Below are 21,599 nucleotides of genomic sequence, written 5' to 3'. Positions count from 1 at the left end.
CAAGCCAGCTTCCACAGGGGCTTCGGCGGGCACAAGTTCTGCGGCTGGCTCAGGACACTGTGGGAGCCGGCGTTGCCGGCGATGAGGGCATCAGCGGCAACAGAAATCTGTCGTTGGTCTCCATTGAGGTCCCAGCCGGCAATCCCGGGCGGGGTACCTGGGATTATGGTGGTGGATTCACTGGCGTAATCGCGGGTGAACCCGCTCCCACAGTGTCCGCGTCGTGCTTTTGAACGGGTTTATGCGCGATTCCAGCCACCTCCCGCCCAACCCGATCTGAACCACCCCCGCCTAATTCGCTTTAACGCTTATGCACAAACCACATCAACCCCTTGCACCCCATGCAAGTGCGCTACCTCGCCGCATTGACGACCCCGCAAACAGCTGTTTTCTCAGGCGTTTAACAGGTTCGGAAAAATCACTCAAGTCCGGATTGCCCGCAGAGCAGAACTGTTTTCACTCTGGAACCGTGAAGTTGCTCACAGACTTATCCACAGGTTGTTCGGCCAGTAGCATGAGGTTGCGCGGGGTCAGTGGGTGTGGGCAGAAGGTGCCGAGGCGGACGTTGTAGCCCTGTTCGTGTAGGTAGAGCGCACGATCGAGCACCAGCCATAGCTCCAGCGGGCGGCGGAAGAGGTTGCGGACCAGTTCGAGGTTGCGGACCTGGGCCAGGCGTTGCCAGCCGGCCGCTTCGAGGGCGGACCAATCAACGCCGTCTTTTATGGATAGGCCCTTGAGCCCGGCGAGGTGCTGGCAGTAGTCGGCAAAAGGTTGTTGCAGCCAGGCGCTGGGTAACGAGGGTGTGGGCAGGTACTCGTCGCTGTTGCGCAGTTGCCGTTGCAGCAGGTCGAAGCCGAGACGCCAGGCCATGGATTGATCGCGCTGGCGGCGGACGCGATTGCCCGCGGTGACCGTTTCACTGAGCGGCAGACCAAGGTCGTCGAGGTCCAGTTGCAAGGTCGAAGCACGAGCCGCTGTGGATAACGGCTGATAGTTCGGACCCGAGGTGCGGTTGTAGCAGCAAGGGGCGATGGCGAGTTGTGCACAGCCTTTGGCAGTGGCGAGCTGAATGAGGCGAACGTGGAGGTCGCCGCAGGCGTGCAAGGCCACCGGTGTGTGGTCAGCAGTGATCTGCTCGGCAGCACTGGCGGCCATGACGTCCTGCAACAGGTGCTCGGCCGGGAGGTGGTGGTGCTGGCTGAGCTGTTCTCCGGCGGCGACCAGTGCAGGATCGTATTCGAGGCAAGTCAGGTGTTGCTCGGACCCCAGCAGTCGGCGGCCTAGGTGGCCTTTGCCGGAACACCAGTCCAGCCAATGCAGAGGACGCCGGGCAAAGTCCAAGTGGGCGGCGAAGGCTTCGATCTGCTGCCATTTACGGCCGGGGACGTCGACGTTGAGACGCGGATTGGCTGGCGTCAAAGGGACTGTGGATAAGTCATCGACCCTCGCTAATTCCCGGGCGAGGGCGGCCAGTTGTGGATAAGGCGCCGGGGCCGGGACGCTGTAGGGGTCGTTGTGGGCGGATTCGGCGTGGTCCAGGGATTGGTTGCGCAGCCATTCGGCCAGGTCTGGGTAATCAGCTTCCCAGGGGAGTTGCAGGCTGGTGAAGGGGCGCGGGTGCCAGAGGTTGTGGTGTTCCCGGAGGAACTGGTCCAGGGCCTGGAAGCGGGGGAGGAGTTGGGTGTTTTCCATGTGCTGCCCCACAGGTTCAGGTTGCATGGCCAGCTGTGAGGGCCTCATCGCTGGCAAGCCAGCTCCCACAGGGGGCCAGGGTGTTTTCAAGAGGTGTGGTGGGCAGGTGCGGCCAATCGCGGGTGAACCCGCTCCCACATCAGGGGAGCGGGGAACTAGGGATCAGCGGCCGTGCGCGGCATCCACCCGCAACCAGCGCTCCAGCAACTTGAACGCTTGCACCAGCACGAACGAGATCACCAGGTAGAACACGCCTGCGGCGAAGAAGATCTCTACCGGCATGTAGGTCCGGGCGATGATCGTGCGCGCCATGCCGGTGATGTCCAGCAAGGTGACGGTGCTGGCCAAGGCACTGGCCTTGAGCATGAGGATCACTTCGTTGCTGTACGCCGGCAGGCCGATACGGGCAGCACGCGGGAGGAGGATGTGCAGCATCGCGGTCGCCCGCGACATGCCCAGCGCCCGCGCTGCCTCGATCTCGCCCCGTGGGATCGCCTGCAGCGAGCCGCGCAGGATCTCGGCGATGTAGGCGGCAGTGTGCAGGGTCATGGTCAGCGCGGTACACCAGAACGGGTCACGCAGGTACGGCCACAGCGAGCTGCTACGCACTGCGTCGAACTGCGCCAGGCCGTAGTAGACCAGGAACAGCTGCACCAGCAGCGGCGTGCCGCGGAAGAAGAAGATGTAGCCATACGGTAGCGCCTGCACGTACCAGCGCTGCGAGGAGCGGGCGATACCCAGCGGGATGGCGATGAGCAGCCCGAGGATGACGGCGATGGCCAGCAGTTCCAGGGTCAGGATGGCACCGTCGGCAAGGCGCGGCAGCCATTTGATGATGACGTCCCAATTCATGAGTTGGCCCTCGCAAAGCCGCGTCCGGCACGTTTTTCCATGAAGTGCATGCCGGTCATGGCGACGATGGTCAGCCCGAGATAGATAAAGGCCGCAACCGCGTAGAAGGTGAACGGTTCCTTGGTGGTGGTCACGCCGTTCTGCGCCTGGCGCATGATTTCTTCCAGGCCGATCACCGAGACCAGCGCGGTGTCCTTCATCAGGATCATGAACAGGTTGCCCAGGCCCGGCAGGGCGATACGCCACATCTGCGGGAGGACCAGGCGCGAGAAGATCCGGCCCTTGGACAGGCCGAGGGCCATGCCGGCTTCACGATGCCCCTTGGGGATCGCCAGCAGCGCGCCGCGGAAGACTTCCGTGGCATAGGCGCCGAAGCACAGGCCGAGGGCGATGACGCCGGCAGCGAAGGCGCTGAGTTCCAGACCAGGCACGCCGATCAGGTCGCCCAGCTGGCTCATCAGGGCCACCGAACCGAAATAGATGAAGAGGACCCAGAGCAGCTCGGGCACGCCGCGAACGATGGTCGAGTAGGTGCCACCGATCCAGCGCAGCGGTTTGAACGGCGAGGTCTTGGCGAGGGCGCCGAGCAGGCCGAGCACCAGGCCCAGGCAGAGGGCCGAGAGCGCCAGCTTGACGGTCATCAGCGTGCCAGCGGCCAGCGCCGGACCGAATCCGTGTAGATCAATATTCATGGGCAGGCATGTTCAAGAGACCGACACCGCGCAAGGCGGTGCCGGTCGGGGCGAATCAATAGATGCTGAACGGGAAGTACTTGTCGTTGATCTTCTTGTACGTGCCGTCGGCGATGATTTCCTTCAGCGCAGCGTTCAGCTTGTCCTTCAGTGGGTCACCCTTGCGCACGGCAATGCCGATCTCGTCGCTTTCCACCACAGGCTCACCCTTGAACTCGTAGTCTTTGCCGGCATCGGATTTCAGCCAGTCGTAGTTCACGTACTTGTCCGCCAGCAGGGCGTCGACACGGCCGGACGTCAGGTCGAGGTAGGCGTTTTCCTGGGTGTCGTACAGCTTCAGGGTGATGTCCTTGCCGTAGTTGTCTTCCAGCCAGGTGCCGGACAGGGTGGCGCGCTGGGTACCGATGGTCTTGCCCTTGAGGTAGGCCTTGTCGGTCTTGAAGTCGACGTTCTTCGGCGCGATGAACTGCAGCTTGTTGGAGTAGTAGCGGTCGGTGAAGTCGACGGCCGCTTTACGCTCGTCGGTGATCGACAGCGACGACACGATGAAGTCGTACTTCTTGGCCAGCAGCGACGGAATGATCCCGTCCCAATCGGAAGTGACCACTTCGCACTCGACCTTCATCTTGGCGCACAGGGCGTCGCCGATGTCCTTGTCGAAGCCGACCACTTGGCCGCTGGCATCCTTGCTGTTGAAGGGAGGGTAAGCGGCTTCGATACCCATCCGCAGTTTTTCCGCGGCCATGGCATTGGCCGAGAACACCAGCGTGGCGGCAGCGGCCAGGAGGTACTTCTTGTAGTTCTGCATGCGTGTTGCTCCGTTAGCGGTTGCTGGACATGAATTGCTTACAACGCGCCGAGGTCGGGTTTTCGAAAACCTGCTGCGGCGATCCTTGCTCTTCGATGAGGCCTTGATGAAGGAACACGACTTCGCTCGATACCTGCCGGGCGAAGTTCATTTCGTGGGTCACCAGCAGCATGGTCCGGCCTTCGTCGGCCAGGGCGCGGATGACGTTGAGGACTTCCTGGACCATTTCCGGGTCCAGCGCGGAGGTCGGTTCATCGAACAGGATGACCTTGGGTTTCATCGCCAGGGTCCGGGCGATCGCGGCGCGCTGCTGCTGGCCACCGGAAAGCTCGGTGGGGTAGCTGTGGCGCTTGTTGTGGATGCCGACCTTGTCCAGCAGCGCTTCGGCGTGCTCGATGGCCTCGGCCTTGCTCTGCCCCAGTACCCGGCGCGGCGCCTCGATGATGTTGTCGAGGATGCTCATGTGCGGCCAGAGGTTGAAGTTCTGGAAGACGAAGCCGATCTCGCTGCGCAGGCGGTTGATCTGCTTGTTGTCGGCAGCGACCAGCTCGCCGTTGCGCGCGGCTTTCAGCTTGAGGGTTTCGCCGGCGACGAGGATTTCGCCCTGGTGCGGGTTTTCCAGGAGGTTGATGCAGCGCAGCAAGGTCGACTTGCCGGAACCGGAGGAGCCGAGGATGGAAATCACGTCGCCGTCACGGGCGGTAAGGGAGATGCCCTTGAGAATTTCCTGCTCGCCGTAGCGTTTGTGCAGGTTGCGGATTTCCAGCGCGGGCGCGGCCTGGGCCATGTGCGGTCCTCATATGTTCTGTGCGTTCTGCTTGTTGGCGGCCGTCCTGGCGAGGCGCAACGCTAGCATAGCGTTCGGATCGCAGCCAAGAAGGGCAAGCAGGGTGGGCGGCCGGGGGAGGGGCGGGTGTCGCATCGTCGCAGTGGAATGTCGCGTCGCGGTCCGCCGGTTCCGTTTTACGGGCCGGAGCCAGGATGAAAAAAGGCGCGATGGTGCCAGTTTTGGCCGCCCGAGGAAAGGCGTATTTGGTCGCGGCGCTTTTCGGCAGTGCCGACTGGAGCGCTGGAAGTTCTTTCGGGTTGCACCTCTTTCATCCATAAAGTTGCACAAGGTGTTACCCGTGTTCGGTTATGGAGCACCCGTTTCTAATTGTAAGTGGGTATTTCAGTAATCCGGCAAAGTCTGGCAAGTTTGGCGACCTTTCGGCCAATGACTGGCGGAAAGCGCCGCAGGCCCTGTTTATCGTGGTTTCAAGGTGTTTCGAAATGGGCGGTCATAGATCTGGCCCGCTTATTGCCCTCCACCTGTCACGAGACGCGGGGTGCCCCAAAAGGGCATGCGGCTCCAATCGCGGGACGATCTCCCATTCTTTGCATAGGTAGTTTTATGAGCGGTAAGCACAATTCCAATGACCTCGCTCAGGGGCTCAAGCAACGGCATGTGACCATGCTGTCCATCGCAGGCGTTATCGGCGCCGGTCTGTTCGTAGGGTCCGGCCATGCCATCGCCGCTGCCGGCCCGGCCGTGCTGCTGGCCTACGCCGCAGCGGGCACGCTGGTGGTACTGGTGATGCGCATGCTCGGCGAAATGGCCGTGGCCTCGCCGGACACCGGTTCCTTCTCCACCTACGCCGACCGTGCCATCGGGCACTGGGCCGGTTTCACCATCGGCTGGCTGTACTGGTGGTTCTGGGTGCTGGTCATCCCGCTGGAGGCCAACGCCGCCGCGACCATCCTCAATGCCTGGTTCCCAGACGTGGCGATCTGGGTCTTCACCCTGGTCATCACCTTGCTGCTGACCGCGACCAACCTGTTCAGCGTGAAGAACTACGGCGAGTTCGAGTTCTGGTTCGCTCTGTTGAAAGTCGTGGCCATCATCGGCTTCATCATTCTCGGCCTGGCGGCGATCTTCGGCTTCATGCCGCACAGCCAGGTCAGCGGTGTCAGCCATCTGTTCGACACCCAGGGCTTCATGCCCAACGGCCTCGGCGCGGTGCTGGGCGCCATGCTGACCACCATGTTCTCGTTCATGGGCACCGAGATCGTCACCATTGCCGCTGCGGAGTCGAAAGACCCGGGCAAGCAGATCAGCAAGGCGACCAACTCGGTGATCTGGCGGATCTTCCTGTTCTACCTCGTGTCGATCTTCATCGTTGTCGCCCTGGTGCCGTGGAATGCCGGCGAGCTGGCAGAGGTGGGTTCGTACCAGACCGTGCTGCAACTGATGGGCATCCCGCATGCCAAGCTGATCGTCGATGTGGTCGTGCTGATCGCCGTGACCAGTTGCCTCAACTCGGCGTTGTACACCTCGTCGCGCATGCTGTTCTCCCTGAGCAAGCGTGGTGATGCGCCGGCGATTGCCCAGCGCACCAACCGCAGCGGCACGCCGCACTGGGCGGTGCTGCTGTCCACGGCGGCGGCGTTCCTGACCGTGTTCGCCAACTATGTGGCGCCGGCGCAGGTGTTCGAGTTCCTGCTGGCCAGCTCGGGGGCGATTGCCCTGCTGGTGTACCTGGTGATCGCAGTGTCGCAGCTGCGCATGCGCCGTCAGCGCATGGCCCGGGGCGAGAAGATCGCCTTCAAGATGTGGGCCTTCCCGGTGCTGACCTGGGTGACCATCTTCTTCATCATCGGCGTGCTGACGCTGATGCTGATCCGTCCTGATCATCGTGCCGAAGTGATTTCCACTGGGCTGCTGAGCATTGCCGTGGTGGCTGCCGGCCTGCTGGTGGCGCGCAAGCGCAAGGCGGAGAAGGGCGGGAGCCTGGTGATGGATAGCTGAGCATCCAGAGCATCTCTCCGACCCTGTGGGAGCTGGCTTGCCAGCGATTTGGCCCGATCTGACAACATCTTTGTCATTGCCGGCCTAATCGCTGGCAAGCCAGCTCCCACAGGGTTTTTTGTTGTTTGCCGGGGCAGGTGACTCAGGCAAATTTCTTCTGCTTGGACACCATCTCCGAGGCCGCCACATAGGCGTCCTGGAATTCCTCGCTTTCCAGCCAGGCCATGGCCTCGGCTTCCTCGGTGCCATCCAGCCATTTGCGGTATGCGCAGAAGACCATGCAGATGTAGTCGGTGGCGTGGTCTTCGCTGTGGCCCTTGAGTACCAGGGTCAGCAGCGGGTCGACCATGAACACGGCAATCATGGCTTCCAGGCCGTTTTCCTGGGCGCTCTTCATCTTCTCGAACAGGGCGGTGTAGCTGCCCGAGCTCATGGCCTTGTCGAACACCTGCTGGACGCTGGCGCTGGAAGCCTCGCCGCTGCTCTTGACCGCCTGGCCGCTGCGCACCATGCGGTTTTCGCGGGCCTTGGCGGCGGCGCGCTTGGCGCGTTTCTGTTGCTTGGTGTTCGAGGCCATCGGGGGTTCCTTGGTGCGAAGTCAGTCAAAGACGCGTATTGAAACGCAGTTGACCAGGAAACCCAAGCCGGGGAGAGCGGCGCCAGCTCGATGGGCGACAGGCAGTCACCCGGCCGAACCGGCGTGAGGTCCTTTCAGCGTGGCAGCGTCAGGGCGCTGACCCGGCCGCGCAGCTCCACTTCGTCCTCGTCACGCAGGTCTTCCTCGATTTCCCGCGAAGCGCGGCCCACCAGCAGCGGGTCGGGTTCGTGGGCGACGCGGAAGTCCTTGCCCGGGTAGTCGAGGGCGTTAAGGAAGTGGCGGATGCAGTTGATCCGCGCGCGCTTCTTGTCGTCGGACTTGATCACCGTCCACGGCGCATCGGCGGTGTCCGTGTGGAAGAACATGGCTTCCTTGGCCGCCGTGTACTCGCCCCACTTGTCCAGCGACTTGATGTCGATGGGCGACAGCTTCCAGTGCTTGAGCGGGTCGTCACGCCGGGAGATGAAGCGGCGCAGCTGTTCCTCGCGGTTCACCGAGAACCAGTACTTGAACAGCAGGATACCGCTGTTGCACAGCATGCGCTCCAGCTCCGGGGCCTGGCGCATGAATTCCAGGTATTGCAGGGGCGAGCAGAAGTCCATGACCCGCTCGACGCCGGCGCGGTTGTACCAGGAGCGGTCGAAGAAGACCATCTCGCCCGCCGTCGGCAGGTGCTGGATATAGCGCTGGAAGTACCACTGGCCCTTTTCCTGCTCGGAGGGCTTCTCCAGGGCGACGATCCGTGCACCGCGGGGGTTCAGGTGCTCCATGAAGCGCTTGATGGTGCCACCCTTGCCCGCCGCGTCGCGGCCTTCGAAAAGGATGACCACGCGCTGCCCGGTTTCCTTGACCCAGTTCTGCACCTTGAGCAGCTCGATCTGCAGCGCGTGCTTGGCCTTGTCGTACTCGGCACGGCGCATGCGGGTGCTGTAGGGGTAGGTGTGCGGCAGCTTCGCCGAGGAACTGTCCTCGCTGGTGCCGTGGGGCGCGTGGGCGACTTCGATGGCGGCCGGGCTGTCGGTGATGACTTCGGTCTCGACGATCGGCGCTGGCTTGCGTGGGCGACGGTGCGGGCGGGCGGCGGCTGGCTTGTGCGGTGTCACGTGGTGCGCGGTCACCCCGGGCTCTGGGAGCGGCAGGACGGGGGTTTCTTCACTCATGGGGAGGGGCCTTCTGTTCCTTCGAATGTCCAGCTCCACAACTTACATAGATCGAGTGATGGCGTATTGATGTCGGTCAACCTATTGCGCTCGGCTTGGCGCCGTCCTTGGGGCCTGGGTATCCACACATCTCTCGTCCAGGCTCGGATGGAGGATCCACGCAGGAGCTGTAGGAGCGTGGCTTGCCCGCGAAGGGCCGCACAGCGGCCCCAAAACCATCCAGCACGAGTTAGGTGGGGGAAGATTTCTGGATTCAGCGCCTGCTTGGCTTCAGTGCCCCGGATGCTCGGAGTGGCAGGTTTTGGGGCCGCTTTGCGGCCCTTCGCGGGCAAGCCACGCTCCTACCTGAACCGCGTCGGCCATCAGTCCGAGATGTGTAGGTACTCACGCCCAGCTGGGTTGCGAGTGTCATGGAAGCATGCCGCAGAAAATGTTTCCTTTGTAGCCGTGGATCATCGCCGACAGCCCCATGAGTGGACCGCATCCATAGAACGGGGACTGCATCTCCTGTCGCGAAATCACGAGTGGCACTGCCCGCCCTCTGTTGTCGACACCGTATGAGGTTTCTTCGAAAGATTGGCAGACGGGAAGCTTCAGGGGGATAGGCAGGCCCAGAGCCCATAGCGTCGCCCCGCACCACTCGCGCCTCTGGTTGTGGATCACGACCTTGCTGATCACTGGTTCGGGTTCCTGCTTGAGGAGGTGCCGATCGTCGTAAGACAGGATTTTTTGCTTTTCCGGGGCCGTTATCGTGATGCCAACGCATCCGCTCAGGAGAATTACCGACCAAAGCAGTGCAAGCTTTCTCATCTCCATCTCCCTGGGGAGGATTAGCCCTACATTTCGCGGTAACTTTTCCTGCTAGCGAAATGCCAAAAAAACGCAGGCAAACAAAAAGCCCCTGAATCTTTCGATTCAGGGGCTTTGCGTTGTCTTGGTGCCCAGAGACGGAGTCGAACCGCCGACACGAGGATTTTCAATCCTCTGCTCTACCGACTGAGCTATCTGGGCAACGGGGCGCATTAAAAGCGTTTTTCAGGATTGCGTCAACAACATTTTCAAAATTTTTTTTAATTAATACCGACGCTTACGGTTTTCGGGGGTCATTGGGCCGGTGGAACGTAGCCTTCGGCCTTCTCGAAATCCTCGCCGGAGAAGAACTTGTCCATCTCGCCCTGGATGAACTTGCGGTCATCGGCGTTCATCATGTTCAGGCGTTTCTCGTTGATGAGCATGGTCTGCTCCTTCTGCCAGTCGGCCCAGGCCTGCTGCGAGATGTGCTCGTAGATGTCCAGGCCCTTGGGCCCCGGGTAGGGCGGACGCTCCAGGCCCGGCAGTTCTTCTTTGTACTTGCGGCACATTACGGTGCGGGTCATCGCGACTCTCCTGCAATCAATACGTCGGCCGCGCGTTTCAGCAGCTTCTTCACCGGGGCGGCGAGGCCCAGGCGCGGCGGGGTGGCGAGGTTATACCAGAGCCAGTCGGCCTCGGCCACGTGGTCGCCCTGCTGGCCGACGCGTACCAGCCAGGGCTCGATGGCCAGCTGGAAATGGCTGAAGGTGTGGGTCAGGCCGGTCAGTTCGTGGCGGGTTTCGATGTTCAGGCGGTGCTGGTCGGCGAGGTGCTCCAGGTCGTCCAGGTCGTCCAGTTCCGGCAAGCTCCAGAGCCCGCCCCAGAGCCCACTGGAGGGGCGCCGGTAAAGCAGGATGGCGCCCTCGTCGTTGGCCAGCAGCGGCATCAATGTGCGCTTCTGTGGCAGGGTCTTGCGCGGCTTGGGCAGCGGGTAGCGGATCTCCTGGCCGAGCATGTGCGCTTCGCAGCCACGCTCCAGCGGGCACAGCAGGCAACTGGGCTTGCTGCGGGTGCAGAGGGTGGCGCCAAGGTCCATCATCGCCTGGGTGTAGTCGTTGACCCGCTGGTGCGGCGTGAAGCGCTCTGCGTTGGCCCACAGCGCCTTGGCCACTTTGGGCTCGCCGGGGTAGCCCTCCTGCGCCGTATAGCGCGCCAGGACGCGCTTGACGTTGCCGTCGAGGATCGGCGCACGCAGGCCCATGCTGATGCTGGCGATGGCGCCGGCAGTGGACAGGCCGATGCCAGGCAGCTCGGTAAGCTTCTCGACATCCCGGGGGAATTCGCCGCCGTACTGCTCGACCACGATCTTCGCGGTCTTCTGCAGGTTGCGTGCGCGGGTGTAGTAGCCCAGCCCGGTCCACAGGTGCAGCACTTCGTCTTCGGGCGCTGCGGCCAGGGCCTGGACGTCCGGCAGGGCGTCCATGAAGCGGCCGAAGTAATTGAGCACGGTGCTGACCTGGGTCTGCTGCAGCATGATCTCGGAGACCCACACCCGGTACGGGGTGATGCCCTGTTGCCAGGGCAGGTCGTGGCGGCCGTGGCGGTCGAACCAGTCGAGCACCGCGGTGGAAAACTGCTCGGGGGTCATCGTTTGAACAGGCCCTTCAATGCGTCTTTGAGCTCGGGACTGACCTTGTCACCCAGCTTCTCTTCGAGTTTTTCGTTGATCCGGTTGCCCAGCGCCTGGCCGGCCAGCTTGCCGACCCCGTCCTTGTCGATGCGGCAGGCCCGTGCGCCCAGTTCCAGCGGGCCACGGCAGCGCAGCGGGAATTCCAGCCCGACGAAGCGCTCGCCGACCTGGCAGGCCGGGTCCGGCATTTCGCGGGTGTCGCCTTCGACGATGACCCCGACCCGGTAGTCCATGCCCAGCACGCGCAGGTCGATATCGCCGTTGCCGTTGACGGTCAGGCCGGGGATGCGGACTTTCAGGTCCGGGTTGCTGGCCACGCCGTTGCTCAGCACCAGGCTGCCTTTGAGCTCCTGGAACGGCGTGTCCTTGCCCCGTGGCTCGCCGCTCAGGGTCTTGCGGTTGAGGGTGGCGATGCCCTGGCACAGTTGCTGTTCGAGATTGGCGTTGACCAGCACGCCGTTGTTGATGACGAAGCTGGCCTTGCCGTTGAGCGTATCGACCAGGGCCTTCTGGCTGTTGCCGGTGGCGGTCAGGTCGCTGTCGAGGGTGAGCAGGCCCTTCACCGGCGGGGTGTCGCCGTCGTGCTTGATGAAGTGTTCCACCGGTACCCGGACGATCTTCGCGTTGACGCCGATCTGCGGTACGGCAGGGCGCACGTCGAGGGTACCGCGGGTGTCGAAGGTGCCGTTGTACAGGCCGCCACGCAGGGCTTCCAGGGTGATCAGGCCGCCCTGGCCGTTGGCCTTCAGCTCGGCGTTCTGGATCGGCAGCTTGTCCAGGGTCAGCACGCCGAAGCTCAGGTCGGCCTGCAGGTCGAGGGCGCGCAGGCGGTCCACCGGCAGCAGCTTGTCGGTGCTCCAGGCGACCTGGGTCGGTGCGTCCGGCAACGGCGAGGTGCCAGGGCCGGCGACGGCGGTGGCTTCGGTGCTTTGCACTTCGGCCTTGCGCGCGGCATTGGCGTTCTTCGCGTCGTCGCTCTTGGCCAGCAGGTAGCGGTCGGCGTCGAACTTGTCGTTCTTCAACTGGAGGCGCAGGGCCTGTTTGGCGAAGTCTTCCACGGCCACACGACCGGTGAAGGTGCTGTCGTCCAGCTTCAGCGCCAGGTCTTCCAGGGCCAGGCTGGTTTTCGTGCCTTCGAGGCGGCCGACCAGCTCGACGTTGGTCAGGGTGGTCAGGTCCTTCATCGGCGGCAGGACCACGCCGACGCTGTCGAGGAACTTGCGCAGGTCGAACTGGGCAATGGAAATGCCCCCGCTGACCTTCGGCTCGCTGTTCAGGTCGCGCACATGCAGCTCGCCGAGGGCGCGCAGCTGGTTGGCGGAGAGCTTCAGGCCGTTCCATTCGGCAACGTTGGCGGCCAGGTCGGCCAGCAACTGGCCCTGGGCGGAGAAGGTCATGCTCTTCTGCGCCAGCGGCTCGCCGGAGAGTTCGCCATGCAGCTTCATGTCTTCCAGTTGGTAGCGGCGCAGGGCGCGGTCGAAGCGGGCTTCGCCGGCCAGCTCGATGCGCGCCCGCAGTACCGGCTGGCCGGAACTGAGGAAAGCGGTGAGCTTGAGCGGAATGTTCACGCCGTCATGCACGGCCTCGGTGCTCAGCTGGATGCTTTCGGCACTGAAGCTCTTGCCGCTGCGCACGTCGTTGTACTGCACCCGGGCGTTGTTGACGGTAAGGCTGTCGATGTCCAGCTTCAGCGGACGCTCGCTGGCGGCCGGCTTGCTGTCGCCTTCGGCTGGCGCAGGCGTGGCCGGCGCGGTCTCGGCGCTGCCTTCCGGCGCCTTGACCGGCAGCGGCTTGCCGATGTCTTCCCAGTTGCCGTGGCCGTTTTCGTCGCGGACCAGGTTCAGGTTCAGGCCTTCGACCCGCACATCGCTCATCTGCACTTCGCGGCGCAGCAGCGGCAGTACGCGTACCGAGAGGCCGAGCATCTGCAGGTCGGCGATCGGTTCGGCCGGTTTGTTCAGCGTGGCAATGCTCGCCTCGTGCAGCTCCAGGCCGAGCCAGGGGAACAGGCTCCAGCCAATGTCGCCGTTCAGGGTCAGCTCGATATGAGCCTTGTCGCGAGCCAGTTGGCGGATCTCGTCTTTGTAGTCGTTGGGATCGAAGAGGTGGGTCAGGGCGAAGCCGCCGGCCACCACGATCAGCAACAGCCCGAGAACCACCAGCCCCAGGATTTTGCCGAACGCTTTCATGGGCGAGTCCTTGTAGTCGGTATCTGAAAAGTCAGCCGCAGAGTATAGCCTTGCGACCTTGGCCGCCGCGATTGCTGCGCGCGGCGGGTTTGACCCTCTGTGCCCCGGCAGTTCCGCGGAAGAAAGTCTCAGTTACAAGAAAAACAGTGATATCAGTTTGGCTTTTGTTAGCTAGCTAAATGCTACTCTTGCGCAGTTCCTGAATCTTTTTGCGACAAATTGTCGCGACAGGGTCGGCTGCCTCAAAAAACGACTCGTTGCCTGCGTGCGCCAAAGTCGCTGGGTATCGGCCCCGATGTGGGAACACTACCTATCTACGAGGGCAACAATAATGAGCACCATCACTGCGGGAGCCACGGCCAGCGCGCCTGGTTTCCTGTCCAAGGAGCGCATCGTCGCTCGACCCGGTTTCAACCGCTGGCTGGTTCCGCCTGCCGCACTCGCCATCCACCTGTGCATCGGCATGGCCTACGGCTTCTCGGTGTTCTGGCTGCCGCTGTCGAAGGCGATCGGCATCACTGCGCCGGTGGCCTGCGCCCCGGACATGGGCTTCTTCGCCCAGATGTTCTCTTCCACCTGTGACTGGCCGATCTCCATGCTCGGCTGGATCTACACCCTGTTCTTCATCTTCCTCGGCTGCTCGGCGGCGATCTGGGGTGGCTGGCTGGAGCACGCGGGGCCGCGCAAGGCCGGTGTTGTTTCGGCACTTTGCTGGTGCGGTGGTCTGCTGATTTCCGCGCTGGGCGTGTATACCCACCAGATCTGGCTGATGTGGCTGGGCTCTGGGGTGATCGGCGGTATCGGCCTGGGCCTTGGCTACATTTCGCCGGTCTCGACCCTGATCAAGTGGTTCCCGGACAAGCGCGGCATGGCTACCGGCATGGCGATCATGGGCTTCGGTGGTGGTGCGATGGTCGGTGCACCATTGGCCGCAGCGCTGATGAACCACTTCGCCAGCCCTGAAGGCGTCGGCGTGTGGCAGAGCTTCGTGGTGATGGCGGTGATCTACTTCATCTTCATGATCGGCGGTGCCCTGTCGTACCGCGTTCCGCCGACCGGCTGGAAGCCTGAAGGCTGGACCGCCCCGGCGAAGAAGGCCAGCAACTCGATGATCACCCACCGTCACGTGCACGTCAGCGTGGCCTGGAAGACCCCGCAGTTCGCCCTGATCTGGCTGGTGCTGTGCCTCAACGTGTCCGCCGGTATCGGCATCCTCGGCATGGCTTCGCCGCTGCTGCAGGAAGTCTTTGCCGGCAAGCTGCTGGGCAACAACCTGACCTTCAGCGAACTGGACACCGCGCAACTGGCGCAGATCGCCGCGATCGCCGCCGGCTTCACCGGCCTGCTCAGCCTGTTCAACATCGGCGGACGCTTCTTCTGGGCGTCGTTCTCCGACTACATCGGGCGCAAGAACACCTACTTCGCCTTCTTCGCGCTGGGCTTCGCCCTGTACTCGCTGGTGCCGAACATGGGCCACCTGGGCAACGTCGCGCTGTTCGTGGCGGCGTTCTGCATCATCCTGTCGATGTACGGCGGTGGCTTCGCTACCGTGCCGGCGTACCTGGCGGACCTGTTCGGTACGCAGATGGTCGGCGCGATCCACGGTCGCCTGCTGACCGCCTGGGCGGCGGCGGGCGTGCTCGGTCCGGTGCTGGTCAACTACCTGCGCGAGTACCAACTGAGCATCGGTGTGGAGCGGGCTGCGGCCTACGACATCACCCTGTACATCCTTGCAGGCCTGCTGGTGCTGGGCTTTATCTGCAACGCGATGGTGCGTCCGGTGGCCGACAAGTACTTCATGACCGAAGAGCAACTGGCCGCCGAGCAGGCGATCGGGCATGACAAGGGCGCTGATGGCAGTACCGTGCTGGAGTGGAAAGCCGCCGACGGCACCCTGCCGCTGGTGATCGCGGCCTGGCTGGCCGTGGGCATTCCGCTGGCCTGGGGTGTGTGGGCGACGCTGCAGAAGACGGCTGTTCTGTTCCACTGATCCGGGGTTTTGGGTCGCTCTTGCGGCCCAATCGCTGGCAAGCCAGCGCCCACAGGGATCGCATGCACCGCGGACCCTGTGGGAGCTGGCTTGCCAGCGATGAGGCCCTCGAATTGCCCATCAGCCCGAAAATCGGGCGCAAAACCCCTCACACCACACGTCATCTTCGTTTCAAGATGCGACGTTCTGCGCCTATAATGACCGCCTTTTTCGCCCAATGATTTTGCGGAGCTGGTGATGGTCGAACGTAAGGCGTCCGTCGAGCGCAATACTCTGGAAACCCAGATCAAAGCCTCGATCAACCTGGATGGCACTGGTAAGGCCCGATTCGATATCGGCGTGCCTTTCCTGGAGCACATGCTGGATCAGATTTCCCGTCACGGATTGATCGATCTGGACATCGAGTGCAAGGGCGACCTGCATATCGACGACCACCATACCGTCGAAGACGTCGGTATCACCCTGGGCCAGGCCTTCAACCAGGCCATCGGCGACAAGAAGGGCATCCGCCGCTACGGCCACGCCTATGTCCCGCTGGACGAAGCGCTGTCGCGGGTGGTGATCGATTTCTCCGGCCGCCCGGGCCTGCAGATGCACGTGCCGTACACCCGCGCGACCGTGGGCGGCTTCGATGTCGACCTGTTCCAGGAATTCTTCCAGGGCTTCGTCAACCACGCCAATGTCAGCCTGCACATCGACAACCTGCGCGGTCACAACACCCACCACCAGATCGAAACCGTGTTCAAGGCCTTCGGCCGCGCGCTGCGCATGGCCGTCGAGCTGGACGAGCGCATGGCCGGGCAGATGCCTTCGACCAAGGGAACCCTGTAATGCAGACCGTAGCCGTTATCGACTATGGCATGGGCAACCTGCACTCGGTGGCCAAGGCCCTGGAGCACGTCGGCGCCGGCAAGGTGCTGATCACCAGCGACGCCGCGGTCATCCGTGAAGCCGACCGTGTGGTCTTCCCCGGTGTCGGCGCGATCCGCGACTGCATGGGCGAGATCCGCCGCCTGGGCTTCGACAGCCTGGTCAAGGAAGTCAGCCAGGACCGTCCGTTCCTCGGCATCTGCGTCGGCATGCAGGCCCTGCTGGAGCACAGCGAGGAGAACGACGGTGTCGATTGCATCGGCCTGTTCCCCGGCAAGGTGCGCTTCTTCGGCAAGGACCTGCATGAAGACGGCGAGCACCTGAAGGTGCCGCACATGGGCTGGAACCAGGTCAGCCAGGTGATCGACCACCCGCTCTGGCACGACATTCCGGACCTGGCGCGCTTCTATTTCGTGCACAGCTACTACATCGAGTCCGGCAAGCCGTCCCAGGTGATCGGTCGCGGCCACTACGGCGTCGATTTCGCTGCGGTGCTGGCCGAAGGCTCGCGCTTCGCCACCCAGTTCCACCCGGAGAAGAGCCACACCCACGGCCTGCAGCTGCTGCAGAACTTCGCCGCCTGGGATGGCCGCTGGTAATGAACCGCTCACGCAGCAAGACCCCGGCCATCACCCTCGCGCCCGAACAGGAGCGCGAGGCACTGGACACCCTCAAGCGCTTCCTCGAAGACCGTTTCGAGCTGCAACTGGGCTCGTTCGAAGTGGCCGAGGTGCTTGAGCTGTTCGCCAAGGAAATTGCGCCGCACTACTACAACCGGGCGATCTTCGATGTTCAGACGCAGCTCAAGGAGCGCTTCGAGAGCATTGAAGTCGACCTGTGGGCGCTCGAGAAGAACTGACTTCCCGGGCTCACCGTTTACCGATTAGACAGGTTTTCCAGATGCTGATTATCCCCGCTATCGATCTCAAGGACGGTGCCTGCGTACGTCTGCGCCAGGGCCGCATGGAAGATTCCACCGTATTCTCCGACGACCCGGTGAGCATGGCCGCCAAATGGGTTGAAGGTGGCTGCCGCCGTCTGCATCTGGTCGACCTGAACGGCGCCTTCGAAGGCCAGCCGGTCAACGGCGAAGTGGTTACCGCGATCGCCAAACGCTACCCGAACCTGCCGATCCAGATCGGCGGCGGCATCCGCTCGCTGGAAACCATCGAGCACTACGTCAAGGCGGGCGTCAGCTACGTGATCATCGGCACCAAGGCGGTCAAGCAGCCTGAGTTCGTCGCCGAAGCCTGCCGCGCCTTCCCGGGCAAGGTCATCGTCGGCCTGGACGCGAAAGACGGCTTCGTCGCCACCGACGGCTGGGCCGAAGTCAGCTCGGTGCAGGTCATCGACCTGGCCAAGCGTTTCGAGGCTGATGGCGTCTCGGCGATTGTCTACACCGACATCGCCAAGGACGGCATGATGCAGGGCTGCAACGTGCCTTTCACCAAGGCCCTGGCCGAAGCCACGAAGATCCCGGTGATCGCTTCCGGCGGCATCCACAACCTGGGCGACATCAAGGCCCTGCTGGACGCCAAGGCCCCGGGCATCATCGGCGCCATCACCGGTCGTGCCATCTACGAAGGCACCCTCGACGTCGCCGAGGCCCAGGCCTTCTGCGACAGCTACTGAGAAGCCCCAAGCTTCAAGCCGTAAGCTGCAAGTAAGAGCGAGACCGCGATCTGCCTTTACTTATGACTTGAAGCTTGAAGCTTGCAGCTGAGGATTCTGATATGGCCCTGGCCAAACGCATCATCCCTTGCCTGGACGTGGACAACGGCCGGGTCGTCAAGGGCGTCAAGTTCGAGAACATCCGCGATGCCGGCGACCCGGTGGAAATCGCCCGTCGCTACGACGAGCAGGGTGCCGACGAGATTACCTTCCTCGACATCACTGCCAGCGTCGATGGCCGTGACACCACGCTGCATACCGTCGAGCGCATGGCCAGCCAGGTATTCATCCCGCTGACCGTGGGCGGTGGCGTGCGCACCGTGCAGGACATCCGCAACCTGCTCAACGCCGGTGCCGACAAGGTCTCGATCAACACCGCGGCGGTGTTCAATCCGGAGTTCGTTGGCGAGGCGGCGGCGCATTTCGGTTCGCAGTGCATCGTGGTTGCCATCGACGCCAAGAAAGTCTCCGGCCCGGGCGAAACCCCGCGCTGGGAGATCTTCACCCATGGCGGGCGCAAGCCTACCGGGCTGGATGCGGTGGAGTGGGCGAAGAAAATGGAAGGCCTGGGTGCTGGCGAGATCCTCCTGACCAGCATGGACCAGGACGGCATGAAGAGCGGCTTCGACCTGGGCGTGACCCGGGCGATCAGCGATGCGCTGGGGATCCCGGTGATTGCCTCGGGTGGTGTGGGCAACCTGCAGCACCTGGCGGACGGGATCCTGGAAGGGCATGCCAGCGCCGTGCTGGCGGCGAGCATCTTCCACTTCGGCGAGTACACCGTGCCGGAGGCCAAGGCCTATATGGCGCAGCGCGGGATCGTCGTGCGCTGACCTCCAGGGCCTCATCGCCGGCAAGCCAGCTCCCACACGGACCTGTGGGAGCTGGCTTGCCAGCGATAGGGCCATCAGCATCACCCAAAAAGCCAGATCCCTCCCGATGCTGACCAGACTCCTCTTCCTCCTCACCCTGACCACCGCCGCCCAAGCCAGCGAGCCCCTGGTCCTGCTCACCGAAAACTTCCCGCCCTACAACATGTCCCGCGACGGCAAGAGCTTCGCCCACGACGCGGACATCGATGGCATCGCCGCCGACCTGGTCCGGGAAATGTTCCACCGCGCCGATATCCCCTACAGCATGACCCTGCGCTTCCCCTGGACCCGGGTGTACCAGCAGGCCAAGGACACGCCGAACCACGGCGTTTTCGTCCTCGCGCGCCTGCCGGACCGGGAAAAGCTGTTCAAGTGGGTCGGCCCGCTGGGCCCGGATGACTGGGTGCTGCTGGCCCCGGCAGGCAGCCGGGTCCAGCTGGACAACCTGCAACAGGCCAAGGGCCTGCGCATCGGTGCGTACAAGGGCGATGCCATCGCCGAGAACCTGCAGCAGCAGGGGTTGAAGCCGGTGCTGGTACTGCGCGACCAGGATAATGCGAAGAAACTCTCCAACGGCGAAATCGACCTCTGGGCCACCGGTGACCCCGCGGGCCGCTACCTGGCCAGGCAGATCGGCATGACCGCGTTCAAGACCGTGCTGCGTTTCAACGGCACCGAATTGTACCTGGCGCTGAACCCGAGTGTGCCGGATCAGGTGGTGAAGCGCCTGCAGGACGCCTTGGAGCAGATGCGCCAGGATGGCTTCGTCGACGCCACCTACGCCCGTTACCTGTAGATCCCGCCCTTGCCATGGGCGGGCATGGCGCGGTTGCTGCGTTCGCCGATCATCTGCCGCAGGCCGATCAGCTCGACGCCCTGGGCCTTGAGCCTGGGCAATTCACGCTCCAGCACTTCCAGGGTCTGTGGATAAGGATGACCGATCACCACCGCCGTCCCTTGCTTGCGCGCCAGCTCCACGGCAATGCGCAGTTGCCCGGCAATGGCTTCCGGAGTGCGCACATCATCGAGAAACACATCCCGCGACAGGCTCGCCAGACCTAGTGCCTGGGCCTTGGCCGCCGCCACGGTGGCCGCGCTGGTGCGGCTGTCGACGAAGAACAGATCCCGCCGCTGCAACTCGCCCATCAGCCAGGCCATGGCCTCCGGCTGCGCGGTCATGCGGCTGCCCATGTGGTTGTTGACCCCGGCCGCATAGGGCACCTTCGCCAGCGCCGCATTCAGGCGCTGCTCCAGCTCCGGCAACGGCGTGCCCGGGTGCCAGGCATAGGGGCCGGTGGCAGGGTCCATGGGCATGTGCAGGATCACCGTACGCCCGGCCTTGTGCGCCTGGCGGGCGAAGTCGGTGGCGTGGGGCGTGTCCGGCATGATCGCCATGGTCACCGGGCCGGGCAGGGCGAGGGTGCGCGAATCCCGGGCCGGGTTCTGGCCGAGGTCGTCGATGATCACACTGAGATAGGCCCGTGGCTGCTGGACCGGCGCCGCGTAGGCGAGGCCGGTCAGCAGGCAGAGCAGGGCAAGGCAGAACGCGCGCATCACTTGTCGCGGGTGATGCTCAGTCCCTTGAGCAGGCTGAGGGCCTGGCTGAGCTGGAAGTCACCGTCCTGCGGACGCTCCTTCTTGCTCGAGGCCGCGCCCGACGCCTTGCTGCTGGACGGCCGGTCGGCGCCGCCGTTGCCGTTGCCGAGGTGGCCCTGCAGGTCGGCTTCCTTGAAGTTCTCGGTGTCCTGCTCGCTGGTGACCTTGGCCTGGCGCACCTCGATGTCCGGAACGATGCCCTGGGCCTGGATCGAGCGGCCGTTGGGGGTGTAGTACAGCGCGGTGGTGATCTTCAGCGCGCGGTCGTTGTTCAGCGGCAGCACGGTCTGCACCGAGCCCTTGCCGAAGCTGTCGGTGCCCATCAGCACACCGCGTTTCTGGTCCTGCAGGGCGCCGGCGACGATCTCCGAGGCCGAAGCACTGCCGCCGTTGATCAGCACCACCAGTGGCACGCCTTCGCTGGCATCGGCCGGGTCGGCGGAGAAACGCAGTTCGGAGTTGGCGATGCGGCCCTTGGTGTAGACGATCAGGCCCTTGGTCAGGAAGTGGTCGGCCACTTCTACCGCCGACTGCAACACGCCGCCGGGGTTGTTGCGCAGGTCGAGGACGACCCCGCGCAGCTTGCCGTTGTTGTCCTTGCGCAGCTTGGCCAGGGCCTTGCCGACTTCTTCGCCGGTCTTGACCTGGAACTGGGTGATGCGGATGTAGCCGTAGCCGGATTCCAGCAACTGGCTCTTCACGCTCTTCACCTGGATCACCGCACGGGCCAGGGTCACATCGAACGGCGTGCCGCCGTCGCGGACCAGGGTCAGGGTGATCTTTTCGCCGATCTTGCCGCGCATCTTGTCCACGGCTTCGGTCATGGTCTGGCCGCGGGTCGGCTGGCCGTTGATCTTGACGATCAGGTCGCCCGCCTCGATGCCGGCGCGAGAGGCCGGGGTGTCGTCGATCGGCGACACCACCTTGACGAAGCCGTCTTCCTGGCCGACTTCGATGCCCAGGCCGCCGAATTCGCCGCTGGTGCTTTCCTGCAGCTCCTGGAAGTCTTCCGGGCCGAGGTAGGCGGAGTGCGGGTCGAGGTTGCTGAGCATGCCCTTGATGGCGTTTTCCAGCAGGGTCTTGTCATCCACGGGTTCGACGTAGGCGGCTTTCACCCGGTCCAGGACTTCGGCGAAGGTGCGCAGCTCGTCCAGCGGCAGCGGGGCCTGGCCGTTGACCGTGGTCGGCGCGAGGGCCGTCGCGGGCTTGGCCGGCTCGGCGGCGAACGCCAGGGACGCGCCGCCGACCAGGGCGACGGCCAGGGCCAGCGAGGTAAGGCGAGGCGAATGCAGCATGTCGAACGAACTCCTGATCCTGTGTGAGCCCCGAGAGGAGCCTG

The 21,599-nt window shown here is 63.6% G+C and carries 21 protein-coding genes and 1 tRNA gene; 8 read left to right on the top strand and 14 right to left on the bottom strand.

The window, feature by feature from the left end; genetic code table 11:
* Positions 1-456 precede the first annotated feature (456 nt).
* From PSEMO_RS21265 to PSEMO_RS21245, 5 genes are all read right to left on the bottom strand, one after another.
* Positions 457-1,692, bottom strand: a complete 1,236-nt coding sequence (locus tag PSEMO_RS21265) for a methyltransferase (RefSeq protein WP_075804935.1) — start codon at positions 1,690-1,692, stop codon at positions 457-459.
* A 162-nt stretch (positions 1,693-1,854) separates the two neighbouring features.
* Complete coding sequence (locus tag PSEMO_RS21260; protein WP_075804934.1) at positions 1,855-2,544, bottom strand: ABC transporter permease; 690 nt, start codon at positions 2,542-2,544, stop codon at positions 1,855-1,857.
* The gene (locus PSEMO_RS21255; RefSeq protein WP_075804933.1) at positions 2,541-3,236 is read right to left on the bottom strand and encodes an ABC transporter permease; all 696 of its coding nucleotides are present in this window, start codon (positions 3,234-3,236) and stop codon (positions 2,541-2,543) included. Before PSEMO_RS21255 ends, PSEMO_RS21260 begins: the two co-directional genes overlap by 4 nt.
* 55 nt (positions 3,237-3,291) lie before the next feature.
* On the bottom strand, positions 3,292-4,044 hold the full coding sequence (locus tag PSEMO_RS21250) for an ABC transporter substrate-binding protein (RefSeq protein WP_075804932.1): 753 nt from the start codon (positions 4,042-4,044) through the stop codon (positions 3,292-3,294).
* 13 nt (positions 4,045-4,057) lie between these two features.
* Positions 4,058-4,831, bottom strand: coding sequence for an ABC transporter ATP-binding protein (locus tag PSEMO_RS21245; protein ID WP_075804931.1), 774 nt, complete (start codon positions 4,829-4,831; stop codon positions 4,058-4,060).
* Between the two features lie 606 nt (positions 4,832-5,437).
* Here PSEMO_RS21245 and gabP point away from each other — a divergent pair.
* Positions 5,438-6,832, top strand: a complete 1,395-nt coding sequence (gabP, locus tag PSEMO_RS21240; RefSeq protein WP_075804930.1) for a GABA permease — start codon at positions 5,438-5,440, stop codon at positions 6,830-6,832.
* Between the two features lie 142 nt (positions 6,833-6,974).
* On the opposite strand, the gene PSEMO_RS21235 is transcribed toward gabP, so the two are convergent.
* The 7 genes from PSEMO_RS21235 to PSEMO_RS21205 all read right to left on the bottom strand — a co-directional run bounded on the left by PSEMO_RS21235 (position 6,975) and on the right by PSEMO_RS21205 (position 13,261).
* Positions 6,975-7,409, bottom strand: coding sequence for a hypothetical protein (locus PSEMO_RS21235; protein ID WP_075804929.1), 435 nt, complete (start codon positions 7,407-7,409; stop codon positions 6,975-6,977).
* 134 nt (positions 7,410-7,543) lie between these two features.
* Positions 7,544-8,590, bottom strand: coding sequence for a polyphosphate kinase 2 (gene ppk2, locus PSEMO_RS21230; protein WP_075804928.1), 1,047 nt, complete (start codon positions 8,588-8,590; stop codon positions 7,544-7,546).
* A gap of 408 nt (positions 8,591-8,998) precedes the next feature.
* On the bottom strand, positions 8,999-9,400 hold the full coding sequence (locus tag PSEMO_RS21225; protein ID WP_075804927.1) for a hypothetical protein: 402 nt from the start codon (positions 9,398-9,400) through the stop codon (positions 8,999-9,001).
* A gap of 125 nt (positions 9,401-9,525) precedes the next feature.
* Positions 9,526-9,601 (bottom strand) — tRNA-Phe (locus PSEMO_RS21220).
* 92 nt (positions 9,602-9,693) lie between these two features.
* Complete coding sequence (locus PSEMO_RS21215; RefSeq protein WP_075804926.1) at positions 9,694-9,966, bottom strand: oxidative damage protection protein; 273 nt, start codon at positions 9,964-9,966, stop codon at positions 9,694-9,696.
* Entirely contained in the window at positions 9,963-11,030 is a 1,068-nt protein-coding gene (gene mutY / locus PSEMO_RS21210; RefSeq protein ID WP_075804925.1) for an A/G-specific adenine glycosylase, read from the bottom strand. Before mutY ends, PSEMO_RS21215 begins: the two co-directional genes overlap by 4 nt.
* A complete protein-coding gene (locus PSEMO_RS21205; protein WP_075804924.1) occupies positions 11,027-13,261 on the bottom strand; it encodes an AsmA family protein in 2,235 nt (744 codons plus the stop codon). The genes mutY and PSEMO_RS21205 overlap by 4 nt, the downstream gene beginning before the upstream one ends.
* Before the next feature lie 331 nt (positions 13,262-13,592).
* Here PSEMO_RS21205 and PSEMO_RS21200 point away from each other — a divergent pair, with 331 nt between their 5' ends.
* The 7 genes from PSEMO_RS21200 (at position 13,593) to PSEMO_RS21170 (ending at position 19,460) form a co-directional block, all read left to right on the top strand.
* Positions 13,593-15,251: an OFA family MFS transporter gene (locus PSEMO_RS21200; protein ID WP_075804923.1), complete on the top strand. Its 1,659-nt coding sequence runs from the start codon at positions 13,593-13,595 to the stop codon at positions 15,249-15,251.
* Positions 15,252-15,488: 237 nt separating this feature from the next.
* Positions 15,489-16,082 carry an imidazoleglycerol-phosphate dehydratase HisB gene (gene hisB / locus PSEMO_RS21195; protein ID WP_075804922.1) on the top strand — a complete coding sequence of 198 codons (594 nt, stop codon included), beginning with the start codon at positions 15,489-15,491 and terminating at the stop codon, positions 16,080-16,082.
* Positions 16,082-16,720 (top strand): imidazole glycerol phosphate synthase subunit HisH, encoded by a 639-nt coding sequence (gene hisH / locus PSEMO_RS21190; protein WP_075804921.1) that lies wholly within the window; start codon positions 16,082-16,084, stop codon positions 16,718-16,720. The genes hisB and hisH overlap by 1 nt, the downstream gene beginning before the upstream one ends.
* Complete coding sequence (locus PSEMO_RS21185) at positions 16,720-16,980, top strand: DUF2164 domain-containing protein (RefSeq protein WP_075804920.1); 261 nt, start codon at positions 16,720-16,722, stop codon at positions 16,978-16,980. Before hisH ends, PSEMO_RS21185 begins: the two co-directional genes overlap by 1 nt.
* Before the next feature lie 41 nt (positions 16,981-17,021).
* The gene (gene hisA, locus PSEMO_RS21180) at positions 17,022-17,753 is read left to right on the top strand and encodes a 1-(5-phosphoribosyl)-5-[(5-phosphoribosylamino)methylideneamino]imidazole-4-carboxamide isomerase (protein ID WP_075804919.1); all 732 of its coding nucleotides are present in this window, start codon (positions 17,022-17,024) and stop codon (positions 17,751-17,753) included.
* 101 nt (positions 17,754-17,854) lie between these two features.
* A complete protein-coding gene (gene hisF / locus PSEMO_RS21175) occupies positions 17,855-18,625 on the top strand; it encodes an imidazole glycerol phosphate synthase subunit HisF (RefSeq protein ID WP_042120547.1) in 771 nt (256 codons plus the stop codon).
* Positions 18,626-18,731: 106 nt separating this feature from the next.
* Positions 18,732-19,460 carry a substrate-binding periplasmic protein gene (locus PSEMO_RS21170; protein ID WP_075804918.1) on the top strand — a complete coding sequence of 243 codons (729 nt, stop codon included), beginning with the start codon at positions 18,732-18,734 and terminating at the stop codon, positions 19,458-19,460.
* On the opposite strand, the gene PSEMO_RS21165 is transcribed toward PSEMO_RS21170, so the two are convergent.
* Positions 19,451-20,218, bottom strand: a complete 768-nt coding sequence (locus PSEMO_RS21165) for a divergent polysaccharide deacetylase family protein (RefSeq protein WP_075804917.1) — start codon at positions 20,216-20,218, stop codon at positions 19,451-19,453. The genes PSEMO_RS21170 and PSEMO_RS21165 overlap by 10 nt on opposite strands.
* On the bottom strand, positions 20,218-21,555 hold the full coding sequence (locus PSEMO_RS21160) for a S41 family peptidase (RefSeq protein WP_075804916.1): 1,338 nt from the start codon (positions 21,553-21,555) through the stop codon (positions 20,218-20,220). Before PSEMO_RS21160 ends, PSEMO_RS21165 begins: the two co-directional genes overlap by 1 nt.
* Between the last annotated feature and the right edge of the window lie 44 nt (positions 21,556-21,599).

The organism is Pseudomonas putida, from assembly GCF_001941965.1.
Taxonomy (GTDB): domain Bacteria; phylum Pseudomonadota; class Gammaproteobacteria; order Pseudomonadales; family Pseudomonadaceae; genus Aquipseudomonas; species Aquipseudomonas putida_L.
This window is presented reverse-complemented; position numbering and strand designations above follow the sequence as displayed.

Excerpts from the sequence above, each read along its gene's own strand:
- PSEMO_RS21260 (WP_075804934.1), bottom strand. The coding sequence starts at position 2,544 with ATGAATTGGGACGTCATCATCAAATGGCTGCCGCGCCTTGCCGACGGT.
- PSEMO_RS21225 (WP_075804927.1), bottom strand. The coding sequence starts at position 9,400 with ATGAGAAAGCTTGCACTGCTTTGGTCGGTAATTCTCCTGAGCGGATGC.
- hisA (WP_075804919.1), top strand. The coding sequence starts at position 17,022 with ATGCTGATTATCCCCGCTATCGATCTCAAGGACGGTGCCTGCGTACGT.
- hisH (WP_075804921.1), top strand. The coding sequence starts at position 16,082 with ATGCAGACCGTAGCCGTTATCGACTATGGCATGGGCAACCTGCACTCG.
- PSEMO_RS21235 (WP_075804929.1), bottom strand. The coding sequence starts at position 7,409 with ATGGCCTCGAACACCAAGCAACAGAAACGCGCCAAGCGCGCCGCCGCC.
- PSEMO_RS21255 (WP_075804933.1), bottom strand. The coding sequence starts at position 3,236 with ATGAATATTGATCTACACGGATTCGGTCCGGCGCTGGCCGCTGGCACG.
- PSEMO_RS21205 (WP_075804924.1), bottom strand. The coding sequence starts at position 13,261 with ATGAAAGCGTTCGGCAAAATCCTGGGGCTGGTGGTTCTCGGGCTGTTG.
- PSEMO_RS21160 (WP_075804916.1), bottom strand. The coding sequence starts at position 21,555 with ATGCTGCATTCGCCTCGCCTTACCTCGCTGGCCCTGGCCGTCGCCCTG.
- hisF (WP_042120547.1), top strand. The coding sequence starts at position 17,855 with ATGGCCCTGGCCAAACGCATCATCCCTTGCCTGGACGTGGACAACGGC.
- PSEMO_RS21265 (WP_075804935.1), bottom strand. The coding sequence starts at position 1,692 with ATGGAAAACACCCAACTCCTCCCCCGCTTCCAGGCCCTGGACCAGTTC.
- gabP (WP_075804930.1), top strand. The coding sequence starts at position 5,438 with ATGAGCGGTAAGCACAATTCCAATGACCTCGCTCAGGGGCTCAAGCAA.
- hisB (WP_075804922.1), top strand. The coding sequence starts at position 15,489 with ATGGTCGAACGTAAGGCGTCCGTCGAGCGCAATACTCTGGAAACCCAG.
- PSEMO_RS21200 (WP_075804923.1), top strand. The coding sequence starts at position 13,593 with ATGAGCACCATCACTGCGGGAGCCACGGCCAGCGCGCCTGGTTTCCTG.
- PSEMO_RS21245 (WP_075804931.1), bottom strand. The coding sequence starts at position 4,831 with ATGGCCCAGGCCGCGCCCGCGCTGGAAATCCGCAACCTGCACAAACGC.
- PSEMO_RS21185 (WP_075804920.1), top strand. The coding sequence starts at position 16,720 with ATGAACCGCTCACGCAGCAAGACCCCGGCCATCACCCTCGCGCCCGAA.
- PSEMO_RS21215 (WP_075804926.1), bottom strand. The coding sequence starts at position 9,966 with ATGACCCGCACCGTAATGTGCCGCAAGTACAAAGAAGAACTGCCGGGC.
- PSEMO_RS21170 (WP_075804918.1), top strand. The coding sequence starts at position 18,732 with ATGCTGACCAGACTCCTCTTCCTCCTCACCCTGACCACCGCCGCCCAA.
- PSEMO_RS21165 (WP_075804917.1), bottom strand. The coding sequence starts at position 20,218 with ATGCGCGCGTTCTGCCTTGCCCTGCTCTGCCTGCTGACCGGCCTCGCC.
- PSEMO_RS21250 (WP_075804932.1), bottom strand. The coding sequence starts at position 4,044 with ATGCAGAACTACAAGAAGTACCTCCTGGCCGCTGCCGCCACGCTGGTG.
- ppk2 (WP_075804928.1), bottom strand. The coding sequence starts at position 8,590 with ATGAGTGAAGAAACCCCCGTCCTGCCGCTCCCAGAGCCCGGGGTGACC.
- mutY (WP_075804925.1), bottom strand. The coding sequence starts at position 11,030 with ATGACCCCCGAGCAGTTTTCCACCGCGGTGCTCGACTGGTTCGACCGC.